This window comes from Rhodococcus opacus (assembly GCF_012396235.1).
Lineage (GTDB): Bacteria > Actinomycetota > Actinomycetes > Mycobacteriales > Mycobacteriaceae > Rhodococcus_F > Rhodococcus_F opacus.
The window spans coordinates 253,886-279,040 of sequence record NZ_JAAXPA010000002.1; the positions used below are offsets into that span (position 1 = coordinate 253,886).

The window sequence follows — 25,155 nt, forward strand, 5'->3', positions numbered from 1 at the left end:
GAGATGAACTAGATTTCATTCTAGTTGTATCGCACGAACTACTGATCAGTCACGAGAGAAGCGCAATCTGATAGAGGAATGTTTTCTACTTTCCCTGCCGATTCGGCATTGACGGCACCGGCTGCGGACAGGTCTCGGTGAGTGGGAACTGTGGTCGACGTCACTGAGCGGCATGCCAGGTTGGGCGTGCTGATCCTCTCGAATCCCCGGAGCCACATATGCATAACATGCCCCTGTCCCCAGGTGAGGCGGAGCGCGCACCGCTCTCACGCGGGAAGTCGTTCGCCCTCCTCGCCCTGATCATCCTTCTCGTCGAAGTCATCCCGCTCGCCTACAACTTCGTCACCCCGGCGCTGCCGGAGATCGCGAAACACTTCGGCACCGCGAACGTCGGTTGGGTGATCACGATCGTCACGCTCGTCCTCGCCGCCTCGACTCCGCTCGTCGGCAAACTCGGCGACATCTACGGCAAGAAGCGGATGATGCTCGTGTCCGCCGCGGTGTTCGGCGCCGGTTCACTACTCGGCGCGCTGGCCCCCAACTTCGAACTCTTCCTCGTGGGCCGCGGACTCCAGGGTGCGGGCATGGCGATACTCGTACTCGCCTACGGGTTGATCCGAGACATCCTGCCCCCGTCGATCATTCCCGTGGCCGTCGGATTCGTCGCCACCGGAATGGGCGCCAGCACCATCCTCGGCCCGATCATCGGCGGCTACCTCATCGACCACTTCGGCTACACCGGCGTGTTCTGGGCGCAACTCCTCCACGTGGCGGTCGTCGGAATCGCGGTCGCGATCTTCGTTCCCGAGACCACGCTGCGGACGCGATCGAAGCTCGACGTGCTCGGCGCGGCCATCCTCGGACTCGGCGCATTCGTGCTGCTGTTCGGTATCGGTAAGGCCGCCGCGTGGGGTTACACGGCCCCGCAGACGCTTCTGTGCGTGGGCGGCGGTATCGCCATCCTCGCCGGCTGGCTTCTCTACGAACGCACGCCGAAGGAACCGCTCATCGACCTGCAGATGCTGAAACACGGACCCGTCGCGAAGACATTGGCCGCCAGCGGTTTCGTCCAGTTCGTCCTCGTCAGCCATTCGATGCTCATCCCGATGTTCGTCATGACCGATCCCGACCTCGGTCTCGGTTACGGATTCGGAGTCACCGCCCTCGCCGTCGCCATCTACACCGTCCCCACGGGCGTCGTGTCGATGATCGCGGGCCCGGTCGGCGGATACTTCACCCGTCGTATCGGCCCGGCGCCGGTTCTGGTGTTCGGCGGCGCATCCCTCGCGCTCGGATCGTTCCTGCTCGCCACCCTGCACGATTCGACGGTCCAGATGATGTTCGGGCAGTTGGTGATCGGCCTCGGGCTCGGTTCCGCGTCGGCGACGCTGCCGAACCTCATCATGCGCACCGTGCCCGCGCAGACGCAGGGGATTGCCGGCGGGATGCTGAACCTGTCCGGCTCGCTGGGCAGTGCGATCGGCAGTCAGGTGATGATCGCCATCGTCGCGATCCCCGGTGTCATGCTGGTGGGCCGTGCCGCGCAGTACTCGGAGAAGGGCTTCGTGTACGCCTTCTTCACACTCGCCGTCGCCGGACTGCTCGCCGCGGTGATGGGGCTTCTCCTCACCCGCAACAAGATCGAGCGTCCGGTCGACGCGACGGTGCCCAAGTCGGAGATGGTCGCCTGATCTTTCCTCCGCGCACACCTTCCCTCCGCGCACACCGACACGAGGCCCGCAGCACCTGCGGGCCTCGCGTCGGGGTGGCGGAGCCAGTGCTCAGGCCCGCACACCAGCCGCCAGCAGGGTGCGCGCCTCCTCCCGGCCGTCGAGCAACCGATTGACGCGCCGGGTCACCTTCCACGCGCCGTCGATCTTGGCGAGCTCCCACCGGTTGGCGGTGATCCGGTGGACACGGAATCCGTCGTCGTCGTGAATGATCAACTGCGACTTGCACGTGGCCACCGCGGTGTCGCCGTCGACGCGCACGTGCCCGGGCTCGAGCATGTGCGCGCAGCCACCACCGATCCAGCCCTGATGCGCCTGCGACTGCACCATCGCCGTGATGGCCGCATGCCCGCGCATCACCCCGGTGTCGACGTCGTACACGCCGTCCTCGGTCCACAGCCGCGCGACCGCGTCGGCCGAACCGCTGTCGATGGCGGGACCGTAGGCGGTCATCAATTCGAGGATGGCGAGCTTGTCTTCGAGTGCGGTGACGCGTTCGGCGAGTGCGCGGACGAGTTCGTCGGTGCCGGTCATGGACGGATCCTGTCTTCGGTTGCGGTGCGGAAGGAGACGCCGAGTTCGTCGCCCAACTGCCGGAGGGCCTCCAGTTGCTCGCAGTAGTGGGCTGCGCTCGTGGACGCGAGGGTGGCGCTGACGACGGTGGTGCCGGCGTCGCGTCGTCGTTCGAGGGCGCGGGTCACGGTGTCGCGGGAGCCGATCGGGTCGAGGGGCGCGCCGGCGCTGAGGACCACCTCGAAACCGTCGGGGAGGTCGACCCTGGCGAGCAGCGTGCACAACTCGTCGAGCGACAGGCCGAACGGCACCCACCCGTCGCCGAGCGTCGCGGCGCGGCGCAGGGATCGCAGAGTCCGTCCCCCGATCCACAGCGGGACCCGCGGCTGGACGGCGTGCGGTTCGACGACGACGCCGTCGAAGTCGTAGAACGTGCCGTGGTACTCGGGCCGGGGTTGCGACAGCGACGCACGGAGCGCCGCGAGGGCGTCGTCGGCGCGGGCACCGCGGTCGTCGAAGTGGGCGCCGAGCAGGTCGAATTCCTCGCGCAGGCTGCCCACGCCGAGGCCCAGGACGAGCCGGCCGCCGCTGACGACGTCGAGCGTGCCGTAGCGCTTCGCGATCTCGAGGGGGTGGTGATAGCCGAGTACCAGAACCTGGGTGGCGAGGCGGATGCCGGTGGTCTGGGCGGCGAGGAAACCGAGTGTCGCGAGCGGGTCCCAGTAGGTGCCGCCGCGCTCGACCGCGACGTCGGTGGGTACGGCGACGTGCTCGCTGCAGGTGAGGTGGTGGTAGCCGAGGCGGTCGGCTGTGCGGGCGATCGCGGTCAACTCCGCGATGCCGGCGCCGAGTTCCCAGTCCGCGCGGACGGCGGGGTGCGCGATGACGATGGGCGGCGCGATTCCTATGTGCATCAGTTCGTTACTCCGCTGTCGGGGGGGTCGGTCTGTCGTCACCGTTGTAGTGGAGGTGCCCGGGTGCCGCGCGGGCATTCCCGGTGACCGGACGCGGCGGTTGTCCGATTCCTTCCCCGCGGCGGGCACGACTGGTACATTTTAAGAATTCATTTCAATTTTTGTCGGGCGTATGCGTGTGACCAGGATATTTGGAGGCGTCGATGACTGTCGTCGATTCGGATGATGCACTGTCGGTAGCCGCTGCGAAGAAGGATCTGCCCCCGTCGATGGTCGAGCGGATGACGCTGATCCTCGACGCGTTCGACGGCCGCACGTCGCGCCTGACCCTCGAGGAGGTCGCGTGCCGCACCCGGCTGCCGCGGTCCACGGTGCACCGCATCCTCGACCAGCTGGTCCGCCTCGACTGGGTCGACCACGCGAGCTTCGGCTACTGCCTCGGACGGCGCGCGATGGGGCTCGGCGGCGGCGACAACGGACACAGCCAGGTGCGGGCCGCGGCGGCCCCGCTGCTGCACGAACTGCACATGCAGACCGGAATGGTGGTGCACCTGGCCGTGCTGGACGGCGCGGAGAGCGTGTACCTGGACAAGGTGGGCGGACGGATGGCCGCGAGCCTGCCGTCGCGGGTGGGTGGGCGCGTTCCCGCCTACACGACGGCGGGCGGCAAGGCGATGCTGGCGTGGGTCGACCCGGAACAGGTCGACGGCATGTACGGGCCGCGGCTCAACCGGAGCACGGACCGCACGATCACCGAACTGTCCACGCTGCACCAGGAGCTCAACCGGATCCGGCAGCGCCGCGGTCTCGCGTTCGAGCGGGGGGAGGCGGTGCGCGGAATCGGTTGCGTCGGTGTCGCGGTCCGCAGCGCCGACGGGCCGGTGGCCGGGATCTCGCTGTGCGGCGACGCGCGCACCGTCCAACTCGAACGCGTCGCCCCGCTCGTCGTCGACGCCGCGCGGGAAGTCACCCGGACGCTCCACCCCGAACTGGGAACACCCCGTCGCGGCCGCCGGACCCCGGAAATCCCGGACAGCTCGTGGTCGACCGAGACCCTGGACCAGCTCCTCGCGGTGCAGTCCGGGCAATGGCTGTAGCGCCCGTGCGCGCGTGACGAGTCTCTGGACTCGTTACGCGCGCACGGGTCGCGGAGCGGCGTCGAGGCCGAAACCGCCCCGGAAGAACACCATCGGACGCTCCTCGCACACCGATTCGAGTTCCAGGACGCGTCCGATCACCACGTCGTGGTCCCCGGCGGTGTGCACCGACTGCGCGTCCGCGTGCACGCGCACGAGAACCCCCGGCAGCGACGGCGTCGACCACCGCGACGGCTCCCAGGACAGCCCGTCGAACTTGGTGCCCCGGCTCGAACCGAACCGGAAACAGAGGTCCATTTGGTCCTCTCGCAGCACGTTGATCGTGAAGCGCCCAGACTGCCGAATGCGCGGCCAGGCCCGCCCGCGGTGATCGGCGCAGAACAGGATCAGCGGCGGCTCCAGGGACACCGACGCGAACGACTGACACGTGAATCCCACCGGACCCTCCGTGTCGAGCCCGGTCACCACTGTCACTCCGCTGGCGAATTGGCCGAGGGCACGGCGCATCTCGTCCGGTGACGGTGCGTCCGAGCGTGTCCCGGGCTGGGTGCCGGCCGGTTCGGTTGCCATCAGACCGCCTCCGATTGCTCTTCCGTCGCCGACCCGTTCGACGATCGTCCCCGAGGCTAAGGACGGCCCGGTACCGTCACGAGATGCCGTCTCGGTCAGTGGAAATCCCCTGCCGATACCTGCGCGAGCAGGGCGATGTCTCGCTGACCGGGATCGCTTCTGTCCGAGCCGGGAGCGCGCTGGCAACGTGACCGACCATGACGACTGACTCGAGTTACGAGGGCACCCTGAAGGAGCTCAAGACCGACCTCGGCGTGCTTCGCTACCACGAGGCCGGCGACGGCCCGCCTCTTCTGCTGCTGCACGGCTCCGGCCCCGGCGTGACGGGGTGGCGCAACTTCCGCGGCAACCTCAGCGTCTTCGCCGAGCACTTCCGCACCTTCGTCCTGGAGTTCCCGGGATTCGGGGTCAGCGACGACTTCGGCGGTCATCCGATGCTCACCGCAGGCGACGCGGTACTCCGCTTCCTCGACGGGCTCGGACTCGACGAGGTGGCGATGCTCGGAAACTCGATGGGCGGCATCGTCGCCACCCAGTTCGCCATCGCGCACCCCGACCGGGTCGGCAAGCTGATCACCATCGGCGGCATCGGCAGGAACCTCTTCAGCCCCGGCCCCGGTGAGGGCATCAACCTCCTGATGGAGTTCACGGACGACCCCACCCGGGAACGACTGATCGCGTGGCTGCACTCGATGGTGTTCGACCCCGCGATGGTCACCGAGGAACTGATCGAGGAACGCTGGACGCAGGCAACCGACCCCGAGACCCTCGCCAGCGCCCGCAAGATGTACAGCAAGGCGGCGTTCGAGGCCGGCGCCAAGGCGGCACTCGAGTCCGATGCGACGCCGTACTGGGCTCAGCTGCACAAGGTGAAGGCGCCGACACTGCTCACGTGGGGTCGCGACGACCGGGTCAGCCCGCTGGACATGGCGATCATCCCGATGCGGTCGATTCCCCGGGCGGAACTGCACGTCTTCCCGAACTGCGGGCACTGGGCGATGATCGAGCAGAAGACGGCGTTCGAGAGTGCCGTCCTCGCCTTCCTCCTCCGCAAGGAGGGCACCGGACGATGAGCGGCACCGAAGAAAACTTCGACACCACAGTCGATTTCCTCGTCGTCGGCAGCGGTGGCGGTGGCATGGCCGCGGCGATCACCGCGGCCGACCGGGGAATCGACACTCTCGTCATCGACAAGGGCGCCACGTTCGGCGGATCCACCGCCATCTCCGGGGGCGGCATCTGGATTCCCAACGCCCCGACGCTGCGCGAGAAGGGTGTGATCGACTCGCGGGAATCGATCCGCCGCTACCTGGACATCATCACCGAGGGCACGGTCCCCGCCGACCGTCTCGACGCGTTCGTCGACAAGGGCCCCGAGCTGATGGAACTGCTCGACCGCAGCCCGCACATGAAGCTCTACTGGGTGAAGGGTTACTCCGACTACCACCCGGAGTACGACGGCGGCCGTCCGCTCGGACGCACCATCGAATGCACACCGTTCGACACCCGGGCGCTGAAGGAGGACGAGCAGTACCAGCGGCCGAACAGCATGAAGGGCCCGCTGGGACTGTGGGTCACGTCCAAGGACTACCACGATCTCGCCATGGTCAAGCGCACCTGGAAGGGCCGCAAGGCATCACTGGTCGCGGCGTGGCGGGTGGCGTCCAACGTGATCCGCCGACGCCACATGGCCACCGGCGGCCGCGCACTCGTGGCGCGGATGCGGATGGTCCTCAAGGATGCCGGGGTGCCGCTGTGGCTGAATACGTCGATGACGGAGCTGATCGTCGACGGCACCGGAGCCGTCGTGGGTGTTCTCGCCGAGCGTGACGGACGAACGGTCCGGATCGGCGCCCGCCGCGGCGTGCTGCTCGCGACCGGCGGATTCGACCACAACCAGGACATGCGTGCGAAGTACCTGCCCAAGCACGGCGTCCCGGACGTCAGCGCCGGTGCCCGGGAGAACACCGGCGACGGCATCGTCGCCGGCCAGAAGCTCGGCGCTGCAGTCGACCTCATGGACGACGCCTGGTGGATGCCGTCGGTGTTCCACCCGATGGGCGCCGTGATCCCGCTCGTGTCGGAGCGGTGCATTCCGCCGTCGGTGATCGTCAACGGCCGCGGCGAGCGCTTCACCAACGAGTCGTCGCCGTACGTGAATTTCGTCCACGACCAGCTCGACGGCGGTCACGTCCCGGCGTGGTTCGTGATGGACGCCAAGGCGAAGTCGCGGTACCCGTTCGCGCAGGTGCTGCCGGGTGTGCCGTTCCCGCAGGGGTTCTACGACTCCGGGGTCGTGCACAAGGCGGACACGCTGCGTGACCTCGCCGACGCGATCGGCGTCAAGGCCGACACCCTGGTTGCGACGATCGACCGGTTCAACGGCTTCGCCCGCACCGGCAAGGACGAGGACTTCGGCCGCGGCGACAGCGCATACGACCGGTACTACGGCGACCCGACGATGAAGAACCCGTGCCTCGACGAGATCGTCGAGGGACCGTTCTACGCGATCCGGTGCGAGGCCGGCGACCTGGGCACCAAGGGCGGACTCGTCACCGACGCCGACGCGCGGGTGCTCCGCGAGGACGGTTCCGTCATCGACGGCCTGTACGCCACCGGCAACACGTCGGCGTCGGTGATGGGCAACGAATACGCCGGTGCGGGCGCGACCATCGGTCCCGCCATGGTGTTCGGGTACATCGCCGCGCAGCACGTCGCCGACGTGAGTGGCGAGACGTCCCGGGGCGCGCGACAGCACTCACGTGCGGGAGAGGTGGCGTGATGCTGAGCGATGCACAGCGACTGTCCGCCGCCCACCTCCTGCGGAATGCCGAACAGAGCCGCGCGCCGATCGATCCGTTGACCACCGTGTTCCCGGGCATCGACGTCGTCGACGCCTACGAGATCGCGCTGATCAACATCCGGGCAAGGCGGGGCGCGGGGGAGACGGTGTACGGCCACAAGGTCGGGCTGTCGTCCGAGGTCATGCAGAAGATGATGGGCGTCGACGAACCCGACTACGGGCATCTGCTGTCGAGCATGGTGTACGCCGAGGGGACGCCGATCGACACCGCCCGATTCTGCTACCCGCGCATCGAGGTGGAGATCGGATACGTCCTCGGCGAGACCCTGCCGGGGGAGGGATGCACCGAGGCGGACGTGCTGGCGGCCACCGAATACATCGTTCCCAGCATCGAACTGATCGACTCCCGCATCACCGACTGGAAGATCGGGCTCGCCGACACGATCGCCGACAACGCGTCCTCGGCCGGGGTGATCCTCGGCGCCGGACGGGTCGAACCGGCGAACGTCGACATCGGCGGGATCTCCGCCGTGCTGTTCCAGGGCGAGGAGGAGATCGCGCGGGGCGAGGCGTCGGCGGTGCTCGGCAATCCCACGAAGGCCGTGGCCTGGCTGGCACGGAAGGTCGCGAGCTTCGGAGTGCGACTCGAGGCCGGGCACGTGATCCTGCCGGGTTCGTGCACCCGCGCGATCGACGCCCGGCCCGGCGACGTGTTCCGCGCCGATTTCAGTGACATCGGTTCCGTATCAGTACAATTCAAGTAAAGGCGACAACTGTGACCAAGGCTCTCGCCGCGATCGTCGGATCCGGCAACATCGGCACCGACCTCCTGTACAAGCTCCTCCGCTCGGAGATCATCGAGCCCCGCTGGATGATCGGCGTCGACCCGGACAGCGAGGGACTGAAGCGCGCCGCGGACCGGGGTGTGATCGCCAGTGCCGAGGGCGTCGACTGGCTGCTCGCCCAGGACGAGCGGCCCGACATCGTCTTCGAGGCCACGTCCGCCTACGTGCACCGGGTGAACGCACCCCGTTACCGGGAACTCGGCATCCAGGCCGTCGACCTCACCCCCGCCGCGCTCGGACCTGCCGTCGTGCCCGCCGTGAACATGGGCGAGCACCGGACGGCGCCGAACGTCAACCTCATCACGTGCGGCGGCCAGGCGACCATCCCGATGGTCCACGCCGTCTCCCGGATCACCGAGGTGGCGTACGCCGAGATCGTCGCCAGCGTGGCGTCGCCGTCCGCAGGCCCGGGCACCCGCGCGAACATCGACGAGTTCACGATCACCACGAGCCGGGGCATCGAGACGATCGGCGGGGCGAAGAAGGGCAAGGCCATCATCATCCTGAACCCGGCCGAACCGCCGATGTTCATGAAGGACACCGTGTTCTGCTCCATTCCCGCCGACGCCGACCGGGCCGCGATCACCGCGTCCATCCACGACGTCGCGGCGTCCGTGCAGGCGTACGTCCCCGGCTACCGTCTGCGCGCCGAACCGCAGTTCGACGACCCGACGCCGATCAGCGGTGGCCTCGCCCGGGTCGGCATCTTCCTCGAGGTCGAGGGAGCGGGCGACTTCCTGCCGCCCTATTCCGGCAACCTCGACATCATGACCGCCGCCGCCACCAAGGTCGGCGAGAGCTTCGCGACGCAGATCCTCGGCGCGAGCGTCTGAGCGCGTCCGCCCCATTCACTCTTCGAAGGAATACCGATGCCTTACAGTGCTGATCTCGACATCCGGGTGACGGACTCGTCGCTGCGCGACGGCTCCCACGCCAAGCGACACCAGTTCACCGTCGAACACGTCCACTCGATCGTCGAGGCGCTCGACGCCGCCGGGGTTCCGGTCATCGAGGTCACCCACGGCGACGGACTCGGCGGTTCCTCGTTCAACTACGGCTTCAGCCACACCCCGGAGCAGAAGCTGATCAAGGCCGCGGTGGAGACGGCGGAGCGGGCCAGGATCGCGTTCCTCATGCTCCCCGGACTGGGTGTCCAGTCGGACATCCGCGAGGCCGCGGACAACGGCGCGAGCATCTGCCGCATCGCCACGCACTGCACTGAAGCCGACATCTCCGTGCAGCATTTCGGTCTCGCCCGCGAACTCGGGCTGGAGACGGTCGGCTTCCTGATGATGTCGCACAGCCAGCCGCCGGAGGTTCTCGCGAAGCAGGCCCGGATCATGGCCGACGCCGGCTGCCAGTGCGTGTACGTGGTGGACTCGGCCGGGGCGCTGATCCTGAACGCCGTCAGCGACCGCGTGTCCGCCCTGGTGGCCGAACTCGGCGACGACGCGCAGGTCGGCTTCCACGGGCACGAGAACCTCGGGCTCGGTGTCGCCAACTCGGTGCTCGCCGTCGAGGCCGGCGCCCTGCAGATCGACGGCTCCACCCGGCGTTTCGGTGCGGGCGCGGGCAACACCCCGGTCGAGGCGTTCGCCGCCGTCACCGAGAAGCTCGGAATCCGCACCGGCATCGACACTCTGAAGATCATCGACGCCGCCGAGGACGTCGTCCGGCCGATCATGGACGGCGACTGCCTGCTCGACCGGCTGTCGCTGACCATGGGCTACGCGGGTGTCTACTCCAGCTTCCTCAAGCACGCCGATTCCCACGCCCGCCGGTACGGGGTGTCCGGTGCGGAGATCCTCATCGAGGCCGGCCGACGCAAGCTGGTCGGCGGTCAGGAGGACCAGCTGATCGAGATCGCCCTCGGTCTCGCAGACCGGAAGTCCGCGGGGTCCGCAGTCGCCGAGAAGAAGTCCGCCTAGGCGTTTCGCCGGGTACCGACACCAGAAAGCCGAGATCATCATGGGCCAGGTTCTTGACAGGATCGAACAGTACGCGGACGAGATCCGCGCGGAAGGCGCCGAGGGCGACAAGCTGATGCGCCTGTCCGACACCTCCGCGAAACGGTTGCGCGACTCCGGCGTGATGCGGATGCTGCAGCCCAAGGAGTACGGCGGCTACGAATCGCATCCGCGCGAGTTCGCGGAGACCGCGATGGGCATCGGCGCCATCGACGGGGCCGCGGGCTGGGTGAGCGGCATCGTCGGCGTCCACCCGTGGGAACTGGCGTTCTTCGACCGCACGGCCCAGGACGAGGTGTGGGGCGAGGACTCCGACATGTGGATGGCCTCGCCGTACGCGCCGATGGGTGTGGCCGTGCCCACCGACGGCGGCTACGTCCTCAACGGACGGTGGTCGTTCTCCTCGGGCACCGACCACTGCGGGTGGATCATGATCGGCGCCGCGGTCGGTGACCGGGACGGCAACCGGGTGATGCCCCCGCAGATCCTGCACGTGCTGCTGCCACGCTCGGACTACGACATCGACCAGGACAGCTGGAACGTCGTCGGACTGCGCGGCACCGGGTCCAAGGACCTGATCGTCAAGGACGCGTACATCCCGCAGCACCGGACCCTGCAGGCCGACAAGGTGTTCGACGGGTCTGCGCCGAGGGAGTTCGGCCGCACCCAGACGCTCTACAACTTCCCGTTCTCGTGCATCTTCCCGCTCGGCATCACGTCGTCGCTGATCGGGATCGCCGAGGGCGCGCTGGCCTGCCACCTGAATGCGCAGCGTGAACGTGTCACCGTGTCGGGTACCGCGATCAAGGACGACCCGTACGTGCTGTTCGCGATCGGCGAGGCAGCGGCGGAGATCGCGGCGTCGCGCGCGGCGATCCTCGAGACGGTCGACCGGTTCTGGGACATGACCGAGAAGGGCCAGGACGTCTCGTTCGAACTCCGCTCCATCGGCCGGCGCACGCAGACGGCCGCCGCGTGGCGGGCGGTGCGCGCCGTGGACGAGATCTTCGCACGTTCCGGTGGCGGTGCGCTCCAACTGAAGACACCCCTGCAGCGCTTCTGGCGCGACGCCCATGCCGGCCTCTCCCACGCCATCCACGTGCCGGGGTCGATCTTCCACTCCTCGGCTCTGACCCAGCTCGGCGGGGAACCTCAGGGCATCCACCGCTCGATGATCTAGGCGCTCCGCGCCCGTGCGCCTTTCTGGTAGTTCCAGCTACCAGAAAGGCGCACGGGTGGCGGAGCCGCCTCCAGGAAAGGACTTTCACATGACCGACATTCGAGGACTCGGCTACCTCAGGATCCAGACGAAGGACGTGCCACGCTGGCGTGAGCTGGTGGTGGACGGGCTGGGGATGGCCGAGGGGTCCGGCCCCGAGCCCGACGGCCTGTACCTGCGCGTCGACGAGCGGCGGTCGCGGCTGATCGTCCTCCCCGGCGACACGGACACGGCACTCGCGGTGGGGTGGGAGGTGCGCGACCAGTTCGCTCTCCAGCGGCTGCGTGAGCAGGTGGAGAAGTCGGGTGTCACGGTCGACGTCCTGTCCGAGGAGGAGTCGCGCCACCGCGACGCAGAGCAGGTGATCGCGTTCGACGATCCGTCCGGCACACGGGTGGAGGTGTTCTTCGGGCCCGTGCTCGACCACAGTCCGGTCGTCACTCCGCACGGCGGCCGGTTCGTCACCGGCGCACAGGGTCTGGGGCACGTGGTCCTCCCGACGCCGGCGTTCGAGGAGGCCTACACGTTCTACACCGAGGTGCTGGGCTTCCTGCCGCGCGGCGCGATCCGGCTCGGACCGGCCGACGCCCCGGGACCGGCCCGCCGGGTGCGGTTCATGGGCGTCAATCAGCGCCATCACAGCCTCGCGTTGTGCCCTGCACCGCGCAGCGGCGAACCCGGGATGGTGCATCTGATGACGGAGGTCGACACCCTCGACGCCGTCGGCCAGGCGCTCGACCGGCTCGGCAAGCTCGGCTTCTCCATCTCGTCGACCCTCGGCCGGCACACCAACGACCGCATGGTGTCGTTCTACGTGCGTGCCCCCGGCGGCTGGGACCTCGAGTTCGGCACGGAGGGCATGCTCGTCGACGAGATGCACTACACCGCGGAGGAGATCACGGCGGACAGCTACTGGGGTCACGACTGGTCGGGTTCCGAGCCGCTGGCGGCGTTCTCATGACGTTGTCGCGCGCCCGGATCGGCGCGGTGGCCGTACTCGTCCTCCTCGTCGGTGGAACCGCCTGTTCCACTGCGACATCCGAGACGGCGACCGACCCGGGCGCACTGCGGCCGGGCCAGCTTCTGTCGTCCCGCGCCGTCGCAGACGGTCCCGCACTGCCGAGTGCCGCGCGAAACGACGTGATCACCTACGTGTCGCAGGACGGCAACGGCGACCCCGTCGTGGTGTCGGGCACCGTGTCGATCCCCCGCACGCCGGCACCCGAGGACGGGTATCCGGTGATCAGCTGGGCGCACGGCACGACCGGCGTCGCGGACGCCTGCGCCCCGTCCGCGGATTTCGCCGGCGGCCCCGCCCACGGCTATCTCTCCGGGGTGGACGCGTCCCTCGAGGACTGGGTCGCCAAGGGATATGCGGTGGTGAGCACGGACTACCTGGGTCTGGGCACGCCGGGGATCCATCCGTACATCAACGGTGACACGGAGGCGAACGCCGTCGTGGACATCGTGCGCGCCGCCCGGACGATGGATCCGGCGGTCGGCTCGACGTGGTTCGTGATCGGTCACAGCCAGGGCGGGCAGGCGGCGTTGTTCACCGCCGCGCAGGGCGGGGAGCGCGCCCCGGAACTGCGCCTCGGTGGTGCGGTGGCGATCGCGCCGGGCAACGGGCTCGACCAGACGCCGCAGTACTTCCGCTCGGGTGTTCCGGGTATCGAGGCGGCCGAGGCGTTCCTCCCGCTGATCCTCCTCGGAGCCCAGGCCGCGGATCCCGCCATCGACCCGTCGACGTTGCTGACGGAGCAGGCGCAACCGCTGCTGACGGTGGCGCGGACCGGCTGCATCGACGACATCCGGAAGGTGCCGCCCGTGCCCGCCGGTCAGGTCTTCCGTCCCGACGCCGACCTGGGACCGCTCACCGAGTACCTGGCCCGTCAGGAGCCGTCGCGGGTTCACGTGCAGGTCCCGACGCTGGTCGCGCAGAGTTCGGGCGACCTGGTGGTGAGCAAGCCGTCGACGGATCTGATGGTGAAGACGTTGCAGGACAACGGGAACGAACTGACGTATCGGACGTACGAGGGTGCGGACCATCGCGGGACGATCGGTGCGTCGCAGAAGGACGCGCAGGATTTCGTCGCCGGGATCCTCGCCGGCTGAGGATGCCGGGACCTCGCCCGACGACGCGCCCATCAACAGGATGTTGACAACAGACTGTTGATGGCGTGTGGTGGTCGGGTGACCACCGACGACCAGACCCACGCGGCCGAACTCGATCAGGCACGCACGACGCTGAACGAGGCCGGTGCCGCCCGGCTCGAGCGGCGTCCCTGGGAGCATTCCGGGCAGCCACGTTCGGACACCGACCTCGTCAGGTTCGCGGCGTGGGCCGGCCGGGACGCACACGGCACGGACCCCGCGGTGCTCGCGGCCGGGCTGCGGCTGCTGTCGTCAGCTCGGGTCGAGCTCGATCAGATCGAGTCCGGCCTGCTGTTCGCCGCCCGTGCCTGTGGGATGACCTGGCCGCAGGTCGCGGAGGCGCTCGGTCTGGGTTCGGCGCAGGCAGCCCAGCAGCGCCTGAACCGGGTCCTTGCCAGAGCCGGCGACCGCGACGCGGAGGCCTGAGCAGTGCCGATGCTCCCCCTGCCGGACGCGTCCGAGCGTTGCGGTGTGAAGGCCCGCAACCTCGGCCGGCTGCTGCGTGCCGGATACCGGGTACCCGACGGATTCGTGATACCCGACCCCCTCGGCGATCCCGGTTGGGAGCGGGAGATCGAGGCCGGACTGCACCGTCTCGGTCCCGGTCCGTTCGCGGTGCGCTCGTCCGCCCTCGCGGAGGACGGCGTCGAGTCTTCGTTCGCCGGACAACTGGCCACGACGCTCGGGGTCACCACCAGCGCGAGGTGATCGAGGCGGTGCATCGCAGCGCCGCGTCGGGTTCCTCACCCGAAGCCGTCGCGTACGCTGCTCGCACGGATCGGGAAGCCCCCGCGTCGGCCGGGGTGATCGTGCAGGTGATGGTGCAACCCGAGACGGCCGGAGTCATGTTCACCCGGCACCCGGTCAGCGGGGCCGAGCAGGTGGTGATCGAGGCCACGAGAGGCCTGGGCGACAGTGTCGTGGCCGGGACCGTCACTCCGGAGGCGTACCTGGTCGACGGTGCGCACGTGCAGGTCGCCCGGCACCGGGGCGGGCAACTGCTGACCTCTGCCCAGGCCCTCGCCCTCGCGGCGCTGGGACGCGATATCGAGAGCCTGTTCGGCCGCCCGCAGGACATCGAGTGGGCGATCGCCGGCGAAGACATCCGGGTCCTGCAGGCCCGCCCGATCACGACCGCTCCCTCCACCGCGCGGCCAGTGCGAGCCACGTCGGGCGACATTCTGCTGACGGGCATCGCAGCCGGCCCGGGCACCGCCGTCGGGCCTGCACGGATCATCGGCAGCCTGGACGACTTCGCCCGCTTTCGTCCGGACGACGTGCTGGTCTGCCGTACGACCTCGCCGGCGTGGACCCCGCTGCTGGCCCGAGCCTGCGCGGTGGTCACCGAGACGGGCGGGATGCTCGCGCACGCCGCGATCGTGGCCCGCGAATTCGGCATCCCGGCAGTCCTGGCAGCGGCGGGGGCCATGACCACCCTGACCGAGGGCAGGCTGGTCCGCGTCGACGGCACCCACGGGCACGTCGGCACCGCCACCGGGAACACTGGGAGAAACTGATGTCGCACCGCACACCGACGGACATCCTGGTGCTGCACGCCGTGCGGATCCTGGGCTACGCGGAGACCGCGCGCATCGCCGCCCGGTTCGCGCTGCCTGCAGGACTGGCAGCCGAGCACCTGCTCGATACCGAGGCCCGTGGGTGGGTCACCCACACCGACTTTGCCGGGGACAGCGGCTGGTCCCTGACCGAAACCGGGAAGGTTCACGGCGAGCGACTGCTCGCCGCCGAGCTCGACCGGTGCGGCACCCGCGCCGTGGTGGTGCAGGTGCACCGGGACTTCCTGCCGCACAACGTCGCCGTGGCGGACGCGTGCACCGCCTGGCAGCTGGCCGAGATGGGCGTCGGCGAGGCGACCGTGACCATCGACGCGACGATCACCCGCCTGGCGACCGCGGCGCACGCCCTGGGCGAACTCGAGGCGCGCCTGGTCGCGGGCATGGACCGGTTCGCCGGCTATCACCAGCGGTTCGCCGGCGCCGTCGAGCGAGCGGGCACCGATCCGGGCTGGATCACGGCAAACGACCGCGACTCCTGCCACCGCGTCTGGTTCGAGTTCCACGAGGACCTCGTCGCTTCCCTCGGCCTGGCCCGATGACAGGCCTAGTCTCAACTCATGGGCCTGCGACTGCGCGACAGCATCGGACGTCAGCTACGCGAGCTTCGCTACGAGCCGACGGCGAAGCGGATCCGTGCCGTGCTGAACGGGACCACGGTGGTCGACAGTGACCGTGCGGTCCTGGTCTGGGAACCGCGGCGCGTCGTTCCCACGTACGCGGTGCCGGCGGAGGACATCGACGCGGAGTTGTCGCCGGAGCCAACGGGTTCGGTGGCTGCGGAGGGGACCGGCGACGTCGGCTTCGCCCTGCCGGACGTGACGACGATGCCGGTACTCGATCCGCGGGTGCCGTTCTCGGTGCACAGCACGGAGGGCGAACCCGTCGCGCTCCGTACCGCCGGCGCAGGGAACGCCCTGGGGTTCCGGCCCGGAGACGAGGACCTGGCCTTGTACGTGGTTCTCGATTTCGACGGCTTCGACCGCTGGCTGGAGGAGGACGACGAGATCGTCGGTCATCCGCACGACCCGTTCCAGCGCATCGACGTTCGCCGCACGTCCCGCCACATCCGGGTGATGCTGGGCGACACGCTCCTCGCCGACACTCGGCGGGCGAAAATGCTGTTCGAAACACTGCTGCCGGTCCGCTACTACCTGCCGCCCGACGACGTCGTCGCGGAACTGCAGCCGAGTGCGACGACGTCGTACTGCGCCTACAAGGGCGAGGCCGCCTACCGGTCCGCGGTCACCGCAGGCGGAGTGCTCCACGACATCGCGTGGCGGTACGACGAGCCCCTCGTCGACGCGTCGGAAGTTCGGGGGCTCGTGGCCTTTTTCGACGAGCGGCTCGATCTGGTCGTCGACGGTGTGGCCCGGCCTCGGCCGGTGACTCCCTGGTCCTAGTGCTCCTCGCCGGCGCCGGTGTCGGCGCGCCCGAGGACGATCTCGAGCGCCCGGGCCTCGTGCGCGTGTCCGAGCAATTCGTATCCGACGACCGTGACGATCGGCGCCAGCATCACCACGATCAGACACCATGCCATCGACACACCCTGCGCCGCCAGCACCAGCGCGAGCGCGATCGTGGCCGCGGTCAGGACGAGGAGCAGGACATGGAACGGGTCGGGCACCCGCAGCAGGTACGTGTACAGCGCGTAGACGCCGGCGAGGAAGATCGCGACGGGCGCGGCGACGGAGAGCACCGTTGCCGTCGCGCCGATGTGGGAGGCGTGTTCGATGTAGTACGCCGCCACGTGTAGTCCGGCTCCCACCGCGGCCAGCGACGCGAAGAGCGCGATGTGGCTGTAACCCCAGACGAACGACCGGTTGCGGTACACCGCGAGCACCTCGGCCGACGGCAGGATGTAGTACACCCACCACAGTCCGAACGTGAGTCCGATGCCTGCGACCGTGACGAGTATCGCGTCGAGTGTCCAGCCCTGGTGTTCGACCACGGCGGACAGGGACGCCACGGTGCCGATCACACCCTCGCCGAGGGTGATGATGACGAGCAGGCCGTGACGCTCGACGATGTGGTGTGCGTGCCAGGGTGTTCCGCCCCGGTACCGTTCGGCGATGACGGGGCTGGTCAGCTCGACGAGGATGAGGATCGCGCCGAAGCCGAACGCGTACTCGACGGTGAGGGGAGCGATCACCAAGGCGACCCAGCCGATCTGCGCGATGACGAGCGTCGTGGCGTACGTCAGTGACGCGGGACGGTGCTCGGGGTCGTGTTTGGCGGCGCGCAGCCATTGGAACACCATGGCGACGCGCACGACGATGTACCCGGACACCATCACGGAATTGTCGAGCTCGACGCCGCGGTCGATGGACGCGAACATCGGCGGCATGCCCAGCGCCAGGATGACGACGCCGATCATCTGGACCATGGTGGTGACCCGGAAGATCCAGTCGTCGGTGTCGTAGGCCGACGCGAACCAGGAGAAGTTGATCCACGCCCAGATGATCGAGAACATCGCGAACGCGAATCCCGCCAGCCCGGCGGCGACGTGCCCTTCGGCGACGAGGTGCGCGAACTGCTCGCCCGCGACGCCGAACGCGACGACGAACGTCAGGTCGAACAGCAACTCCAACGGCGTTGCCGCACGGTGTTCCTCGTGCGGATCACGCCCGACCATCTTGTGGACCCGATGGGCGAGGCTCCTGCTGTTCGGTGCCGGTGTTCCGGGCGCGTTCACGGCGGTCCGCTACGGAGTTCCCTGGTCTGCCTGCACCACGAGGTCCGCGACCGCGCCGGGCTGGGACACCAGGACGGCGTGCGACGCGGAAACTTCCGTGATCCGGGCTCCCGCGCGTGTGGCCATGAACCGCTCCGCGGCCGCCGGAATCACGCGATCGTTCTGAGCGACCATGGCCCAGCTGGGTGTCGACGCCCACGACGGATCGGCGGTCGGCTCGAGGTTCGCGACGAGCGCGGCCGACTTCTGGTGTGCGATCATGTCGGCCACCGTGGCGTCCGGGACGTCCTGGGCGAACACCTCGTGGAATCGGCCGGGGTCGATGTAACCGTCGAGGTTTCTCTCGGCGATTCCGGTGGGATCGTTCTCGATGACCTTCACCTGAAGCACCGGCGGGAGCAGTTGGCTGCCGGGGAACCGGATCGGATCGAGGTTCAGCATGACCGGCTCGCCTTGCGCCGGGGCGAAGGCCGCCACGTAGACGAGGGCCTCGACGTTCGGCGAATGCACATTGGTGATGACCGCGCCGCCGTACGAGTGACCGACGAGCACCACCGGCCCCGGGATGTCCGCGAGCACCTTCTCGATGGCGGCGGAGTCGTATGCCGGTCCGCGCAACGGGTTGTCGGGGACCACGACTTCGTATCCTCGGCCGCGCAGTTCCGCGGCCACCGCATCCCAGCTGGTCGTGTCGGCGAACGCGCCGTGGACCAGCACCACCGTCGGCAGATCCTGGGCGAGGGCCGGTCCGGCCCCCACGGTCAGCGTGCCGGCAGCCGCGATCGCGCACGCGGCAACGGCGGTTCGAAGTCGAAGAAGTCGCATCACTCGTCTCCCGAGTCAGGAAAGAACACAGTGCTTAGGGGTGAAGGGGCCTGCGCGCCAGGTGTAGTCGTGCGACGACAGGCATCGCCATACGAGAGCAACGCCGTGGCCTGGCCCTTCGTCGCTGAGATTACTCGCCTGCAGCGCGGTCGGCATCATTTCGGCTAGCGTGATCGGAGGGGGATGTTCCGCTCGTCCGTGCACGCTCCGCCGTCGTCAGGAGGAACCCCGTGGATCTTGCCTTACGTGGCACCGTCGCCGTGGTCACCGGAGCCAGCAAGGGCATCGGGCTCGCCATCACCCGGGCGCTCGCCGCGGAAGGCGCGTTCGTGGTGGCGGGGGCCCGTTCGCCCAGCCCCGAACTGGAAGAACTCGTCCGCAGCGGAACGGTGGAGGCGGTGAGCGTCGACTTGTCGACCCCCACCGGTCCGGGCGAACTCGTCGCCGCCGCCACTGCTCGGGGCAGTCTCGGCATCGTCGTCAACAACGTCGGCGCCGCCCACCCGAGACTGACCGGGTTCCTCGACGTGACCGACGAAGACTGGATCACGACGATGAATCTCAACCTGATGTCGGCGGTGCGGACGATCCGCGCCGCCCTGCCCACGATGATCGCGGCGGGCCGGGGAAGCATCGTGACCACGAGTTCGGTCAACAGTTTCCTGCCCGACCCCACCGTCATCGACTACTGCGCGTCCAAGGCCGCGCTCACCAACTTCTCGAAGGCCCTGTCGAAAGAGTTGGGACCCTTGGGTATTCGGGTGAACACCGTCAGCCCCGGTCCGGTGTCGACCGCCCTGTGGCTCGGCGACGACGGGGTCGCCGCGACGGTGGCGCGCGCCGCAGGCGGTGACCCGGAGGCAGTGGCGGAGCGTGTCGCGGAGCAGGCGGTCACGGGCCGGTTCACCCGCCCGGACGAGGTGGCGGATCTCGTCGTGTTCCTCGCGAGCGACCGGGCGGGCAATGTGACGGGCTCCGATTTCGTGATCGACGGCGGACTCGTCACCACCCTCTGACGTCCGCGGCTACCGGCGGCCCAGAAGTTTCCGCATACCCTCGGCTGCCCCGCGCACGAGTGCGTCGCGGGGGAAACCGCTGCGCTTGCGCGCCGCGTCGTAGTTGCCGCCCGCCACCCAGACCGGGCCGTCGGCGATGTGCGCGATCCCCTCCCGGGCAACGTCTTCGGGTTCGGCGACCTTCATCCCGGGAAGATTGAAGTTCAGGCCCGCCCGGACCATCGCCGGCGTGCGGGTGACGCCGAGGACCAGTTCGACCACGTGGACGCCGAACGGCGCGAGCTCGAGCCAGAGGCTTTCGGCGAAGATCCGGCCGAACGCCTTGGATGCGGCGTAGATGCTCTGGTCTTCCGAACCCAGGTACCCGGCCAGCGAACCGACCAGCACGATGCCGCCCCGGCCGCGGTCCTTCATCCTCGCGCCGAAATGCTGCGAAAGGTGCAGCTGCGAGGTGATGTTCAGGTCGATGACGCGCTGGAAGCCGGTGAGGTCGCCGCTGACGAACTCGTGTCCGTAACTGTTGGCCCCGGCGTTGAAGATCAGCAACCCGACCTCGACGTCGTCGGTGGCCGTGCGGATCCGGTCGAGGGCGTCCGGATCGAGGAGATCGAGCGCGAGTGTGCGCACCAGGACGCCGTGGGCGCGGACCGTGGCCGCGGTCTCCTCGAGCGGCCCGGGCTTACGGGCGATCAGCACGAGGTTGATCCCCGCGCGGCCCAGTGCCTCGGCGAAACTCGCGCCCACACCCTCGGAGCCGCCTGCGATCACGGCCCACGGACCGTAGTGCTCGGTGTCGATCATGTTGTGTCCTTCCGGAAAACGTTCAGTGGGCGACGACGGGGGTCGGGACGGGGGCGGGATCGCGCACCGGGACGACGCCCGCTTCCGCGGCTCGGGTGATCGACACCGTCAGCGCCGAACACCCTTTCCGGGGAGCGCCGGGGCGCCCCGGCCCCGCGCTGCCGATCTCGCGGCACCGGGCGCGGGCCGCGTCGTCCCACTGAACGGAAGTGTGTTCCCAGCTGTTCTTCTGGACCAGCACGCTCGCGCCGCACTCAGTGCACTGCAGTGGCTGCATCTTCGCGTACCTTCCGGGCGAGATTCTCTTCGACTTCCCTCTTCCACGACTCCACGGGGCGGGTGGTGTCGAGTTCGAACTCGAACCGTTCGGTCATCTGCGGGGTCACCGCGGCGACGTCGACGTAGAACTGCTCGTACCAGCGTCGCAACTGGTAGACCGGGCCGTCCTCCTCGCACAGCAGCGGGTTCTCGATGCGGGTCTTGTTCTTCCAGATCTCGATGTCCTGTTCGAAACCCTTCGCGATGAACGTGCCGAAGTTCTTCGCCATCTCGGTGGCCGCGTCGCCTTCGAGGTCCTTCGACTTCTTGACGATGATGCCGTACTGCAGCACGAACTTGTCGGCGCTGACGGGGTAGTGGCAGTTGATCAGCACGGAGTCGACGTCGTGCGTCTCGTACTGGTACGTCAGGTCGTCGACCATGAACGACGGGCCGAAATAGGTGGCGTCCGAGCGGCTTCCGACCATCTTGGGCTGACCCGACGCGTGCGGGCGCATGTCGTCGCGGGCCTGCCCGCGCATGAACTGGCTGGCGACGTGGCCCTCGAAGACGTTCTTGAAGTACGTGGGGAACGAGTAGTGCACGTAGAAGAAGTGCGCCATGTCGACGATGTTGTCGACCACCTCGCGGCAGTTGGTGTCGACCGTGGTCCGATACCAGACCCAGTCCGTCCATTCGTCGTCGAGCGCGCCGTCGATGCGGGGAATCGTGACGTCCGCGGGCGGCGGATTGCCCTCCGGATCGTTCCACACGAACAACATCCCGTCCTGGTCGAGCGCGTGCCACGACCGGGTCCGGGCGAGCGGCGGCACCCGGCGCGCGTACGGAATCTTCTTGCACCGGCCGTTGCTTCCCCACCTCCAGTCGTGGAACGGGCACGCCACCTCGTCGCCCTTGACCGTGCCCTGGCTGAGGTCGCCGCCCATGTGTCGGCAGTAGCCCTCGAGCACGGCGAGATCACCCGCAGTGTCGGCGAAGACGACGAGCTTGGTGCCGAACGCTTCGACGGAGTGGGGCTTGCCGTCCTTGAAAGCGTCGGACAATCCGATGCAGTGCCATCCACGGGCGAATCGGGTGGGCGCTGCGCCGGCGTCGATTTCGCGTACCTCGACTGTCTCGGACTGTTGGGTGGTCACGATGCGTCCCGTCCTCTCCTGGGCTTGTGCGGTGCCCTGCACGCTAAGTGAGCGTGGACGGCCCGCATGACGTGGTCCCACTGGACGGGACCGGGCGGTGGGGCGGCGTTTCCCGTTGAGCGAGATGCCTGTCCACGCGCGGGGGTGATCGCCCTACCCTCCGACAGATGACGAACGAGGTCCTGAGATCGATCCGCGGCCTGCTGCCGATGATCGCGGAACGCGCGGACAAGGTCGACGAGTCGCGGCGGGTGTCCGAACAGGTGATCCGTGAGCTCGGCGACGCCGGATTGTTCAAGATGCTGCAGCCCAGGCGGTACGGCGGCACGGAAAGCAATCCGGTGCACTTCTACGAGGTGGTGCGCGCCGTGTCCGGTGTGTGCGGCTCGACGGGCTGGCTGGCGTCCGTGCTCGGGGTGCACCCGTGGCACCTGGCCCTGTTCGACGACCGGGCGCAAAATGACGTGTGGGGCCACGACGATTCGGTGCTCGTGTCGTCCGCCTACGCACCCGTCGGGCGGCTCGTCCCCGTCGAGGGCGGCTACCGGCTGACGGGGGACTGGCATTTCTCCTCGGGCTGCGAGCACGCGTCGTGGGCGCTGCTCGGCGCGATGGTGGTCGGGACCGAGGGCCGCCCGGTCGATTTCATGACCGCGCTGGTGCCGCGGTCGGACTACCGCATCCACGACGTGTGGGACGTGGTGGGGATGCGCGGCACGGCCAGCAACGAGATCAGTGCCGAGGACGTGTTCGTTCCCGACTACCGGATCAAGAGGAATTACGAGACGGCGCAACTGCGCGGACCCGGACAGAAGGTGAACCGGGGACCGCTGTACCGGCTGCCGTTCGCCACACTCTTCACGACCGCCGTCGCGGCGCCCGGGGTCGGCATCGTCGCGGGATGCTACGAACGCTATCTGACGTTCATGCGGGAACGAGTGCGGCTCAGCCTCGGTGGCGGAAGATTCGTCGACGACCAGTTCGCCCAGGTCGCGGTGGCCCGGGCGTCGTCCGAGATCGACGCCGCGATACTGCAGATGGATCGCAACGTGCGTGAACTGTGGGAACTGGCCGAGGCCGGGGAGGAACTCCCCATGGGTCTGCGCCTGCGGGTGCGCCGCGATCAGGTTCGCGCGACCGAGCGAGCCCTCGACGCGATCGACCTGCTGTTCAAGACCGCCGGCGGAAGTTCGCTGTCGCGCGGCAACGCGATCGAACGGTCGTGGCGCGACTCCCACGCGGGCAGCGTGCACGTGGCCAACGAGCCCGAACGCGCCCTCGCCCTGTTCGGCAGGGGCGCGTTCGGACTCCCGGTGGAGGACAACCTCGTGTAGTCAGCTCCGCATGTGCTGAACTGCCCGGTAGGAGAAGACCATCGCGGTGCCGAGCGGCACTCCGGGACCGGGGTAGAACCGGCCGCTGAGCGATGCGCTGGTGTTGCCCGCCGCATACAGTCCGTCGATGGGCGTGCCGTCGGCGCGCAGGACGCGGGCGTCGGCGTCGGTCCGGACCCCGCCCTTGGTGCCGAGATCGCTGAGCACGATGCGGGCCGCGTGGAACGGGCCCTGCGACACCGGGCTCAGTGCCGGGTTCGGTGGCGCGTCCGCACCCGTGCCCGGAGGGCAGAAGAAGTTGTCGTACGGGTCCTCTCCCCGGTGGAAGGCCTCGTCGACGCCGTGCTTGGCGAAGTCGTTGAACTGTTCGACGGTGCGGCGCAGACCGTCTGCGGGGACGTCGATCTTCTCCGCGAGTTCCTCGATGGTGTCGGCCGAGACCCAGGTGCCCGCCGCGTGATGCTTCTCGGCGGAGATGTTCGGAATGGAGATGGCAGGCAACACGGGCCCGCCCTCCTTCGAGTCGAACACGAGATACGAACTGCTGCTGCCGTGCTCGATCATCGCTCGGCCGAACTGGTCGTACGGCAGCGATTCGTTGAGGTACCGCTCTCCGGACGTGTCGACGAGAATGCCGCCGCGCACGCCCACCATGAAAGCGCCGGAGCCGTCCGGAAGTTCGACCCCGGGGCACCACCACGCCTCGTCGAGGAGTGCGGTGTCCGCGCCGATCTCCACCGCCGCCCGCAGGAGGTCGCCGGTGTTCGCGCCGCGCGGGCCCATGCTCCAGTCCGCCCGGCCCGGTGTTCCGTTCTCGGTGCGCAGGGCCGCGTTGCCCTCGATCCCGCCTGCCGCGAGCAGCACGCCGCGCGTCGCCCGGATGCGGGCGGTCTGACCGGCGGCGTTGGTCGCCTCGACGCCGACGACCCGTCCGTCCTCGACGATCAGCGAGCGCGCGGCGGTCTCGGTGCGCAGTTCCGCGTGCCCGGTGCCGTGCAGAGCCATGAGAAGGCGGCCGATCAGGGCGCGGCCACCGTTCAGTGTGCCCTCCGGATGCGGTTCCCCGGCCCGGTCGACGTCGGCCTCGGGCCGGATGACCTCGCGCAGGTCCCCGATCTCGTCGCTCGGCAGGTCGAGCGGGTTGATCGCGCGACCGTAGTCCATCCGGCCGGGTGCCCTGTAGTAGTCGGGGAACGCCCGCCACTCGAACTCGATGTGGGGATCGCGTTCGAGAAGGTCGACGACCTCGGGCGCGGTGGCGACGTACGCCTCCTGACGGTCGATCTCCTCGTCGCCCACCACTGCGCGCAGGTACGTGCGCGCCTTGTCCGTGGAGTCGCCGATGCCGGCGCGCTCCTGCACGGCGGTACCCGGCAGCCACACCGCGGCGCCGGAGTACGCGGACGTGCCGCCGAACAGTGGGGTCTTCTCGAGGACGAGGGTGCGCAATCCCTGCGAAGCGGCCGTGTATGCGCCGGTCAGCGCACCGCCCCCCGAACCGACCACCAGCACGTCGCACTCGGTTGTCCAGTCCTGCATCGTCGTTTCCTCCGTTGATGGTCTGTGAAGACTGGCGGTCCAGTCGTGGGGTTCACGCAATCGCATCCGGGCGACCTGCGGCACGCGCGGTCCCACTCACCGGACGAAATTCGATGGTTTCCCGATCCGATGCGAGAATCGACA

25 protein-coding genes and 1 pseudogene are annotated in these 25,155 nt (G+C 68.7%); 17 read left to right on the forward strand and 9 right to left on the reverse strand.

Annotated features, from left to right (window positions below; translation table 11 throughout):
* Positions 1–227: 227 nt before the first annotated feature.
* Positions 228–1,691 (forward strand): MFS transporter, encoded by a 1,464-nt coding sequence (locus HGB39_RS03170; protein ID WP_043791485.1) that lies wholly within the window; start codon positions 228–230, stop codon positions 1,689–1,691.
* 90 nt (positions 1,692–1,781) lie between these two features.
* Here the strand turns inward: HGB39_RS03170 and HGB39_RS03175 are convergent, their stop codons facing one another.
* Positions 1,782–2,264, reverse strand: a complete 483-nt coding sequence (locus tag HGB39_RS03175; protein ID WP_005238867.1) for a nuclear transport factor 2 family protein — start codon at positions 2,262–2,264, stop codon at positions 1,782–1,784.
* Positions 2,261–3,157: a TIGR03619 family F420-dependent LLM class oxidoreductase gene (locus tag HGB39_RS03180; protein WP_005569934.1), complete on the reverse strand. Its 897-nt coding sequence runs from the start codon at positions 3,155–3,157 to the stop codon at positions 2,261–2,263. The genes HGB39_RS03175 and HGB39_RS03180 overlap by 4 nt, the downstream gene beginning before the upstream one ends.
* A 203-nt stretch (positions 3,158–3,360) precedes the next feature.
* Here HGB39_RS03180 and HGB39_RS03185 point away from each other — a divergent pair, with 203 nt between their 5' ends.
* Positions 3,361–4,254 carry an IclR family transcriptional regulator gene (locus tag HGB39_RS03185; protein WP_005569936.1) on the forward strand — a complete coding sequence of 298 codons (894 nt, stop codon included), beginning with the start codon at positions 3,361–3,363 and terminating at the stop codon, positions 4,252–4,254.
* Between the two features lie 33 nt (positions 4,255–4,287).
* Here HGB39_RS03185 and HGB39_RS03190 read toward each other — a convergent pair whose 3' ends face one another.
* Positions 4,288–4,824, reverse strand: a complete 537-nt coding sequence (locus HGB39_RS03190; RefSeq protein ID WP_005565232.1) for a flavin reductase family protein — start codon at positions 4,822–4,824, stop codon at positions 4,288–4,290.
* A 197-nt stretch (positions 4,825–5,021) separates the two neighbouring features.
* Here HGB39_RS03190 and HGB39_RS03195 point away from each other — a divergent pair, with 197 nt between their 5' ends.
* The 13 genes and pseudogenes from HGB39_RS03195 (at position 5,022) to HGB39_RS03250 (ending at position 16,789) form a co-directional block, all read left to right on the forward strand.
* Entirely contained in the window at positions 5,022–5,897 is an 876-nt protein-coding gene (locus tag HGB39_RS03195; RefSeq protein ID WP_005565233.1) for an alpha/beta fold hydrolase, read from the forward strand.
* Complete coding sequence (locus HGB39_RS03200; protein WP_005565234.1) at positions 5,894–7,606, forward strand: FAD-binding protein; 1,713 nt, start codon at positions 5,894–5,896, stop codon at positions 7,604–7,606. The genes HGB39_RS03195 and HGB39_RS03200 overlap by 4 nt, the downstream gene beginning before the upstream one ends.
* Positions 7,606–8,391 (forward strand): 2-keto-4-pentenoate hydratase, encoded by a 786-nt coding sequence (locus HGB39_RS03205; protein ID WP_005565235.1) that lies wholly within the window; start codon positions 7,606–7,608, stop codon positions 8,389–8,391. The genes HGB39_RS03200 and HGB39_RS03205 overlap by 1 nt, the downstream gene beginning before the upstream one ends.
* An 11-nt stretch (positions 8,392–8,402) precedes the next feature.
* Positions 8,403–9,305 carry an acetaldehyde dehydrogenase (acetylating) gene (locus HGB39_RS03210; protein ID WP_005565236.1) on the forward strand — a complete coding sequence of 301 codons (903 nt, stop codon included), beginning with the start codon at positions 8,403–8,405 and terminating at the stop codon, positions 9,303–9,305.
* Positions 9,306–9,341: 36 nt separating this feature from the next.
* On the forward strand, positions 9,342–10,400 hold the full coding sequence (gene dmpG / locus HGB39_RS03215) for a 4-hydroxy-2-oxovalerate aldolase (protein WP_005565237.1): 1,059 nt from the start codon (positions 9,342–9,344) through the stop codon (positions 10,398–10,400).
* 40 nt (positions 10,401–10,440) lie between these two features.
* Positions 10,441–11,619 (forward strand): acyl-CoA dehydrogenase family protein, encoded by a 1,179-nt coding sequence (locus HGB39_RS03220; RefSeq protein ID WP_005565238.1) that lies wholly within the window; start codon positions 10,441–10,443, stop codon positions 11,617–11,619.
* An 88-nt stretch (positions 11,620–11,707) separates the two neighbouring features.
* A complete protein-coding gene (bphC, locus tag HGB39_RS03225) occupies positions 11,708–12,619 on the forward strand; it encodes a biphenyl-2,3-diol 1,2-dioxygenase (RefSeq protein WP_005565239.1) in 912 nt (303 codons plus the stop codon).
* On the forward strand, positions 12,616–13,773 hold the full coding sequence (locus tag HGB39_RS03230; protein WP_005565240.1) for an alpha/beta hydrolase family protein: 1,158 nt from the start codon (positions 12,616–12,618) through the stop codon (positions 13,771–13,773). Before bphC ends, HGB39_RS03230 begins: the two co-directional genes overlap by 4 nt.
* Before the next feature lie 78 nt (positions 13,774–13,851).
* The gene (locus HGB39_RS03235; RefSeq protein WP_005565241.1) at positions 13,852–14,238 is read left to right on the forward strand and encodes a hypothetical protein; all 387 of its coding nucleotides are present in this window, start codon (positions 13,852–13,854) and stop codon (positions 14,236–14,238) included.
* 9 nt (positions 14,239–14,247) lie between these two features.
* Positions 14,248–14,900, forward strand: a pseudogene (locus tag HGB39_RS38420) (PEP/pyruvate-binding domain-containing protein); the annotation flags it as partial.
* A 189-nt stretch (positions 14,901–15,089) separates the two neighbouring features.
* Complete coding sequence (locus HGB39_RS38425) at positions 15,090–15,329, forward strand: PEP-utilizing enzyme (RefSeq protein WP_248949740.1); 240 nt, start codon at positions 15,090–15,092, stop codon at positions 15,327–15,329.
* Positions 15,329–15,928 (forward strand): hypothetical protein, encoded by a 600-nt coding sequence (locus tag HGB39_RS03245; protein WP_005565246.1) that lies wholly within the window; start codon positions 15,329–15,331, stop codon positions 15,926–15,928. The genes HGB39_RS38425 and HGB39_RS03245 overlap by 1 nt, the downstream gene beginning before the upstream one ends.
* An 18-nt stretch (positions 15,929–15,946) precedes the next feature.
* Positions 15,947–16,789, forward strand: a complete 843-nt coding sequence (locus tag HGB39_RS03250) for a DUF427 domain-containing protein (protein WP_005565247.1) — start codon at positions 15,947–15,949, stop codon at positions 16,787–16,789.
* On the opposite strand, the gene HGB39_RS03255 is transcribed toward HGB39_RS03250, so the two are convergent.
* Together HGB39_RS03255 and HGB39_RS03260 are read right to left on the reverse strand one after the other, a co-directional pair.
* The gene (locus HGB39_RS03255) at positions 16,786–18,021 is read right to left on the reverse strand and encodes a low temperature requirement protein A (RefSeq protein ID WP_005565249.1); all 1,236 of its coding nucleotides are present in this window, start codon (positions 18,019–18,021) and stop codon (positions 16,786–16,788) included. The genes HGB39_RS03250 and HGB39_RS03255 overlap by 4 nt on opposite strands.
* Positions 18,022–18,090: 69 nt before the next feature.
* Positions 18,091–18,906 carry an alpha/beta fold hydrolase gene (locus HGB39_RS03260; RefSeq protein ID WP_054247348.1) on the reverse strand — a complete coding sequence of 272 codons (816 nt, stop codon included), beginning with the start codon at positions 18,904–18,906 and terminating at the stop codon, positions 18,091–18,093.
* A 230-nt stretch (positions 18,907–19,136) separates the two neighbouring features.
* On the opposite strand from HGB39_RS03260, the gene HGB39_RS03265 reads away from it, so the two are divergent.
* Positions 19,137–19,922: an SDR family NAD(P)-dependent oxidoreductase gene (locus tag HGB39_RS03265; protein WP_005570109.1), complete on the forward strand. Its 786-nt coding sequence runs from the start codon at positions 19,137–19,139 to the stop codon at positions 19,920–19,922.
* Positions 19,923–19,931: 9 nt separating this feature from the next.
* Here HGB39_RS03265 and HGB39_RS03270 read toward each other — a convergent pair whose 3' ends face one another.
* Genes HGB39_RS03270 through HGB39_RS03280 form a run of 3 tightly spaced genes read right to left on the reverse strand, consistent with a single transcriptional unit; the run spans position 19,932 to position 22,138 of the window.
* A complete protein-coding gene (locus tag HGB39_RS03270; protein WP_005570110.1) occupies positions 19,932–20,723 on the reverse strand; it encodes an SDR family NAD(P)-dependent oxidoreductase in 792 nt (263 codons plus the stop codon).
* Positions 20,724–20,745: 22 nt separating this feature from the next.
* On the reverse strand, positions 20,746–21,000 hold the full coding sequence (locus tag HGB39_RS03275) for a hypothetical protein (protein WP_005255686.1): 255 nt from the start codon (positions 20,998–21,000) through the stop codon (positions 20,746–20,748).
* Positions 20,978–22,138 (reverse strand): 3-ketosteroid-9-alpha-monooxygenase, oxygenase component, encoded by a 1,161-nt coding sequence (locus HGB39_RS03280; RefSeq protein ID WP_043791620.1) that lies wholly within the window; start codon positions 22,136–22,138, stop codon positions 20,978–20,980. The genes HGB39_RS03275 and HGB39_RS03280 overlap by 23 nt, the downstream gene beginning before the upstream one ends.
* Before the next feature lie 167 nt (positions 22,139–22,305).
* Here HGB39_RS03280 and hsaA point away from each other — a divergent pair, with 167 nt between their 5' ends.
* A complete protein-coding gene (gene hsaA, locus HGB39_RS03285) occupies positions 22,306–23,472 on the forward strand; it encodes a 3-hydroxy-9,10-secoandrosta-1,3,5(10)-triene-9,17-dione monooxygenase oxygenase subunit (protein WP_005570116.1) in 1,167 nt (388 codons plus the stop codon).
* On the opposite strand, the gene HGB39_RS03290 is transcribed toward hsaA, so the two are convergent.
* Complete coding sequence (locus HGB39_RS03290; protein WP_005570118.1) at positions 23,473–25,011, reverse strand: FAD-dependent oxidoreductase; 1,539 nt, start codon at positions 25,009–25,011, stop codon at positions 23,473–23,475.
* Positions 25,012–25,155: the final 144 nt, after the last annotated feature.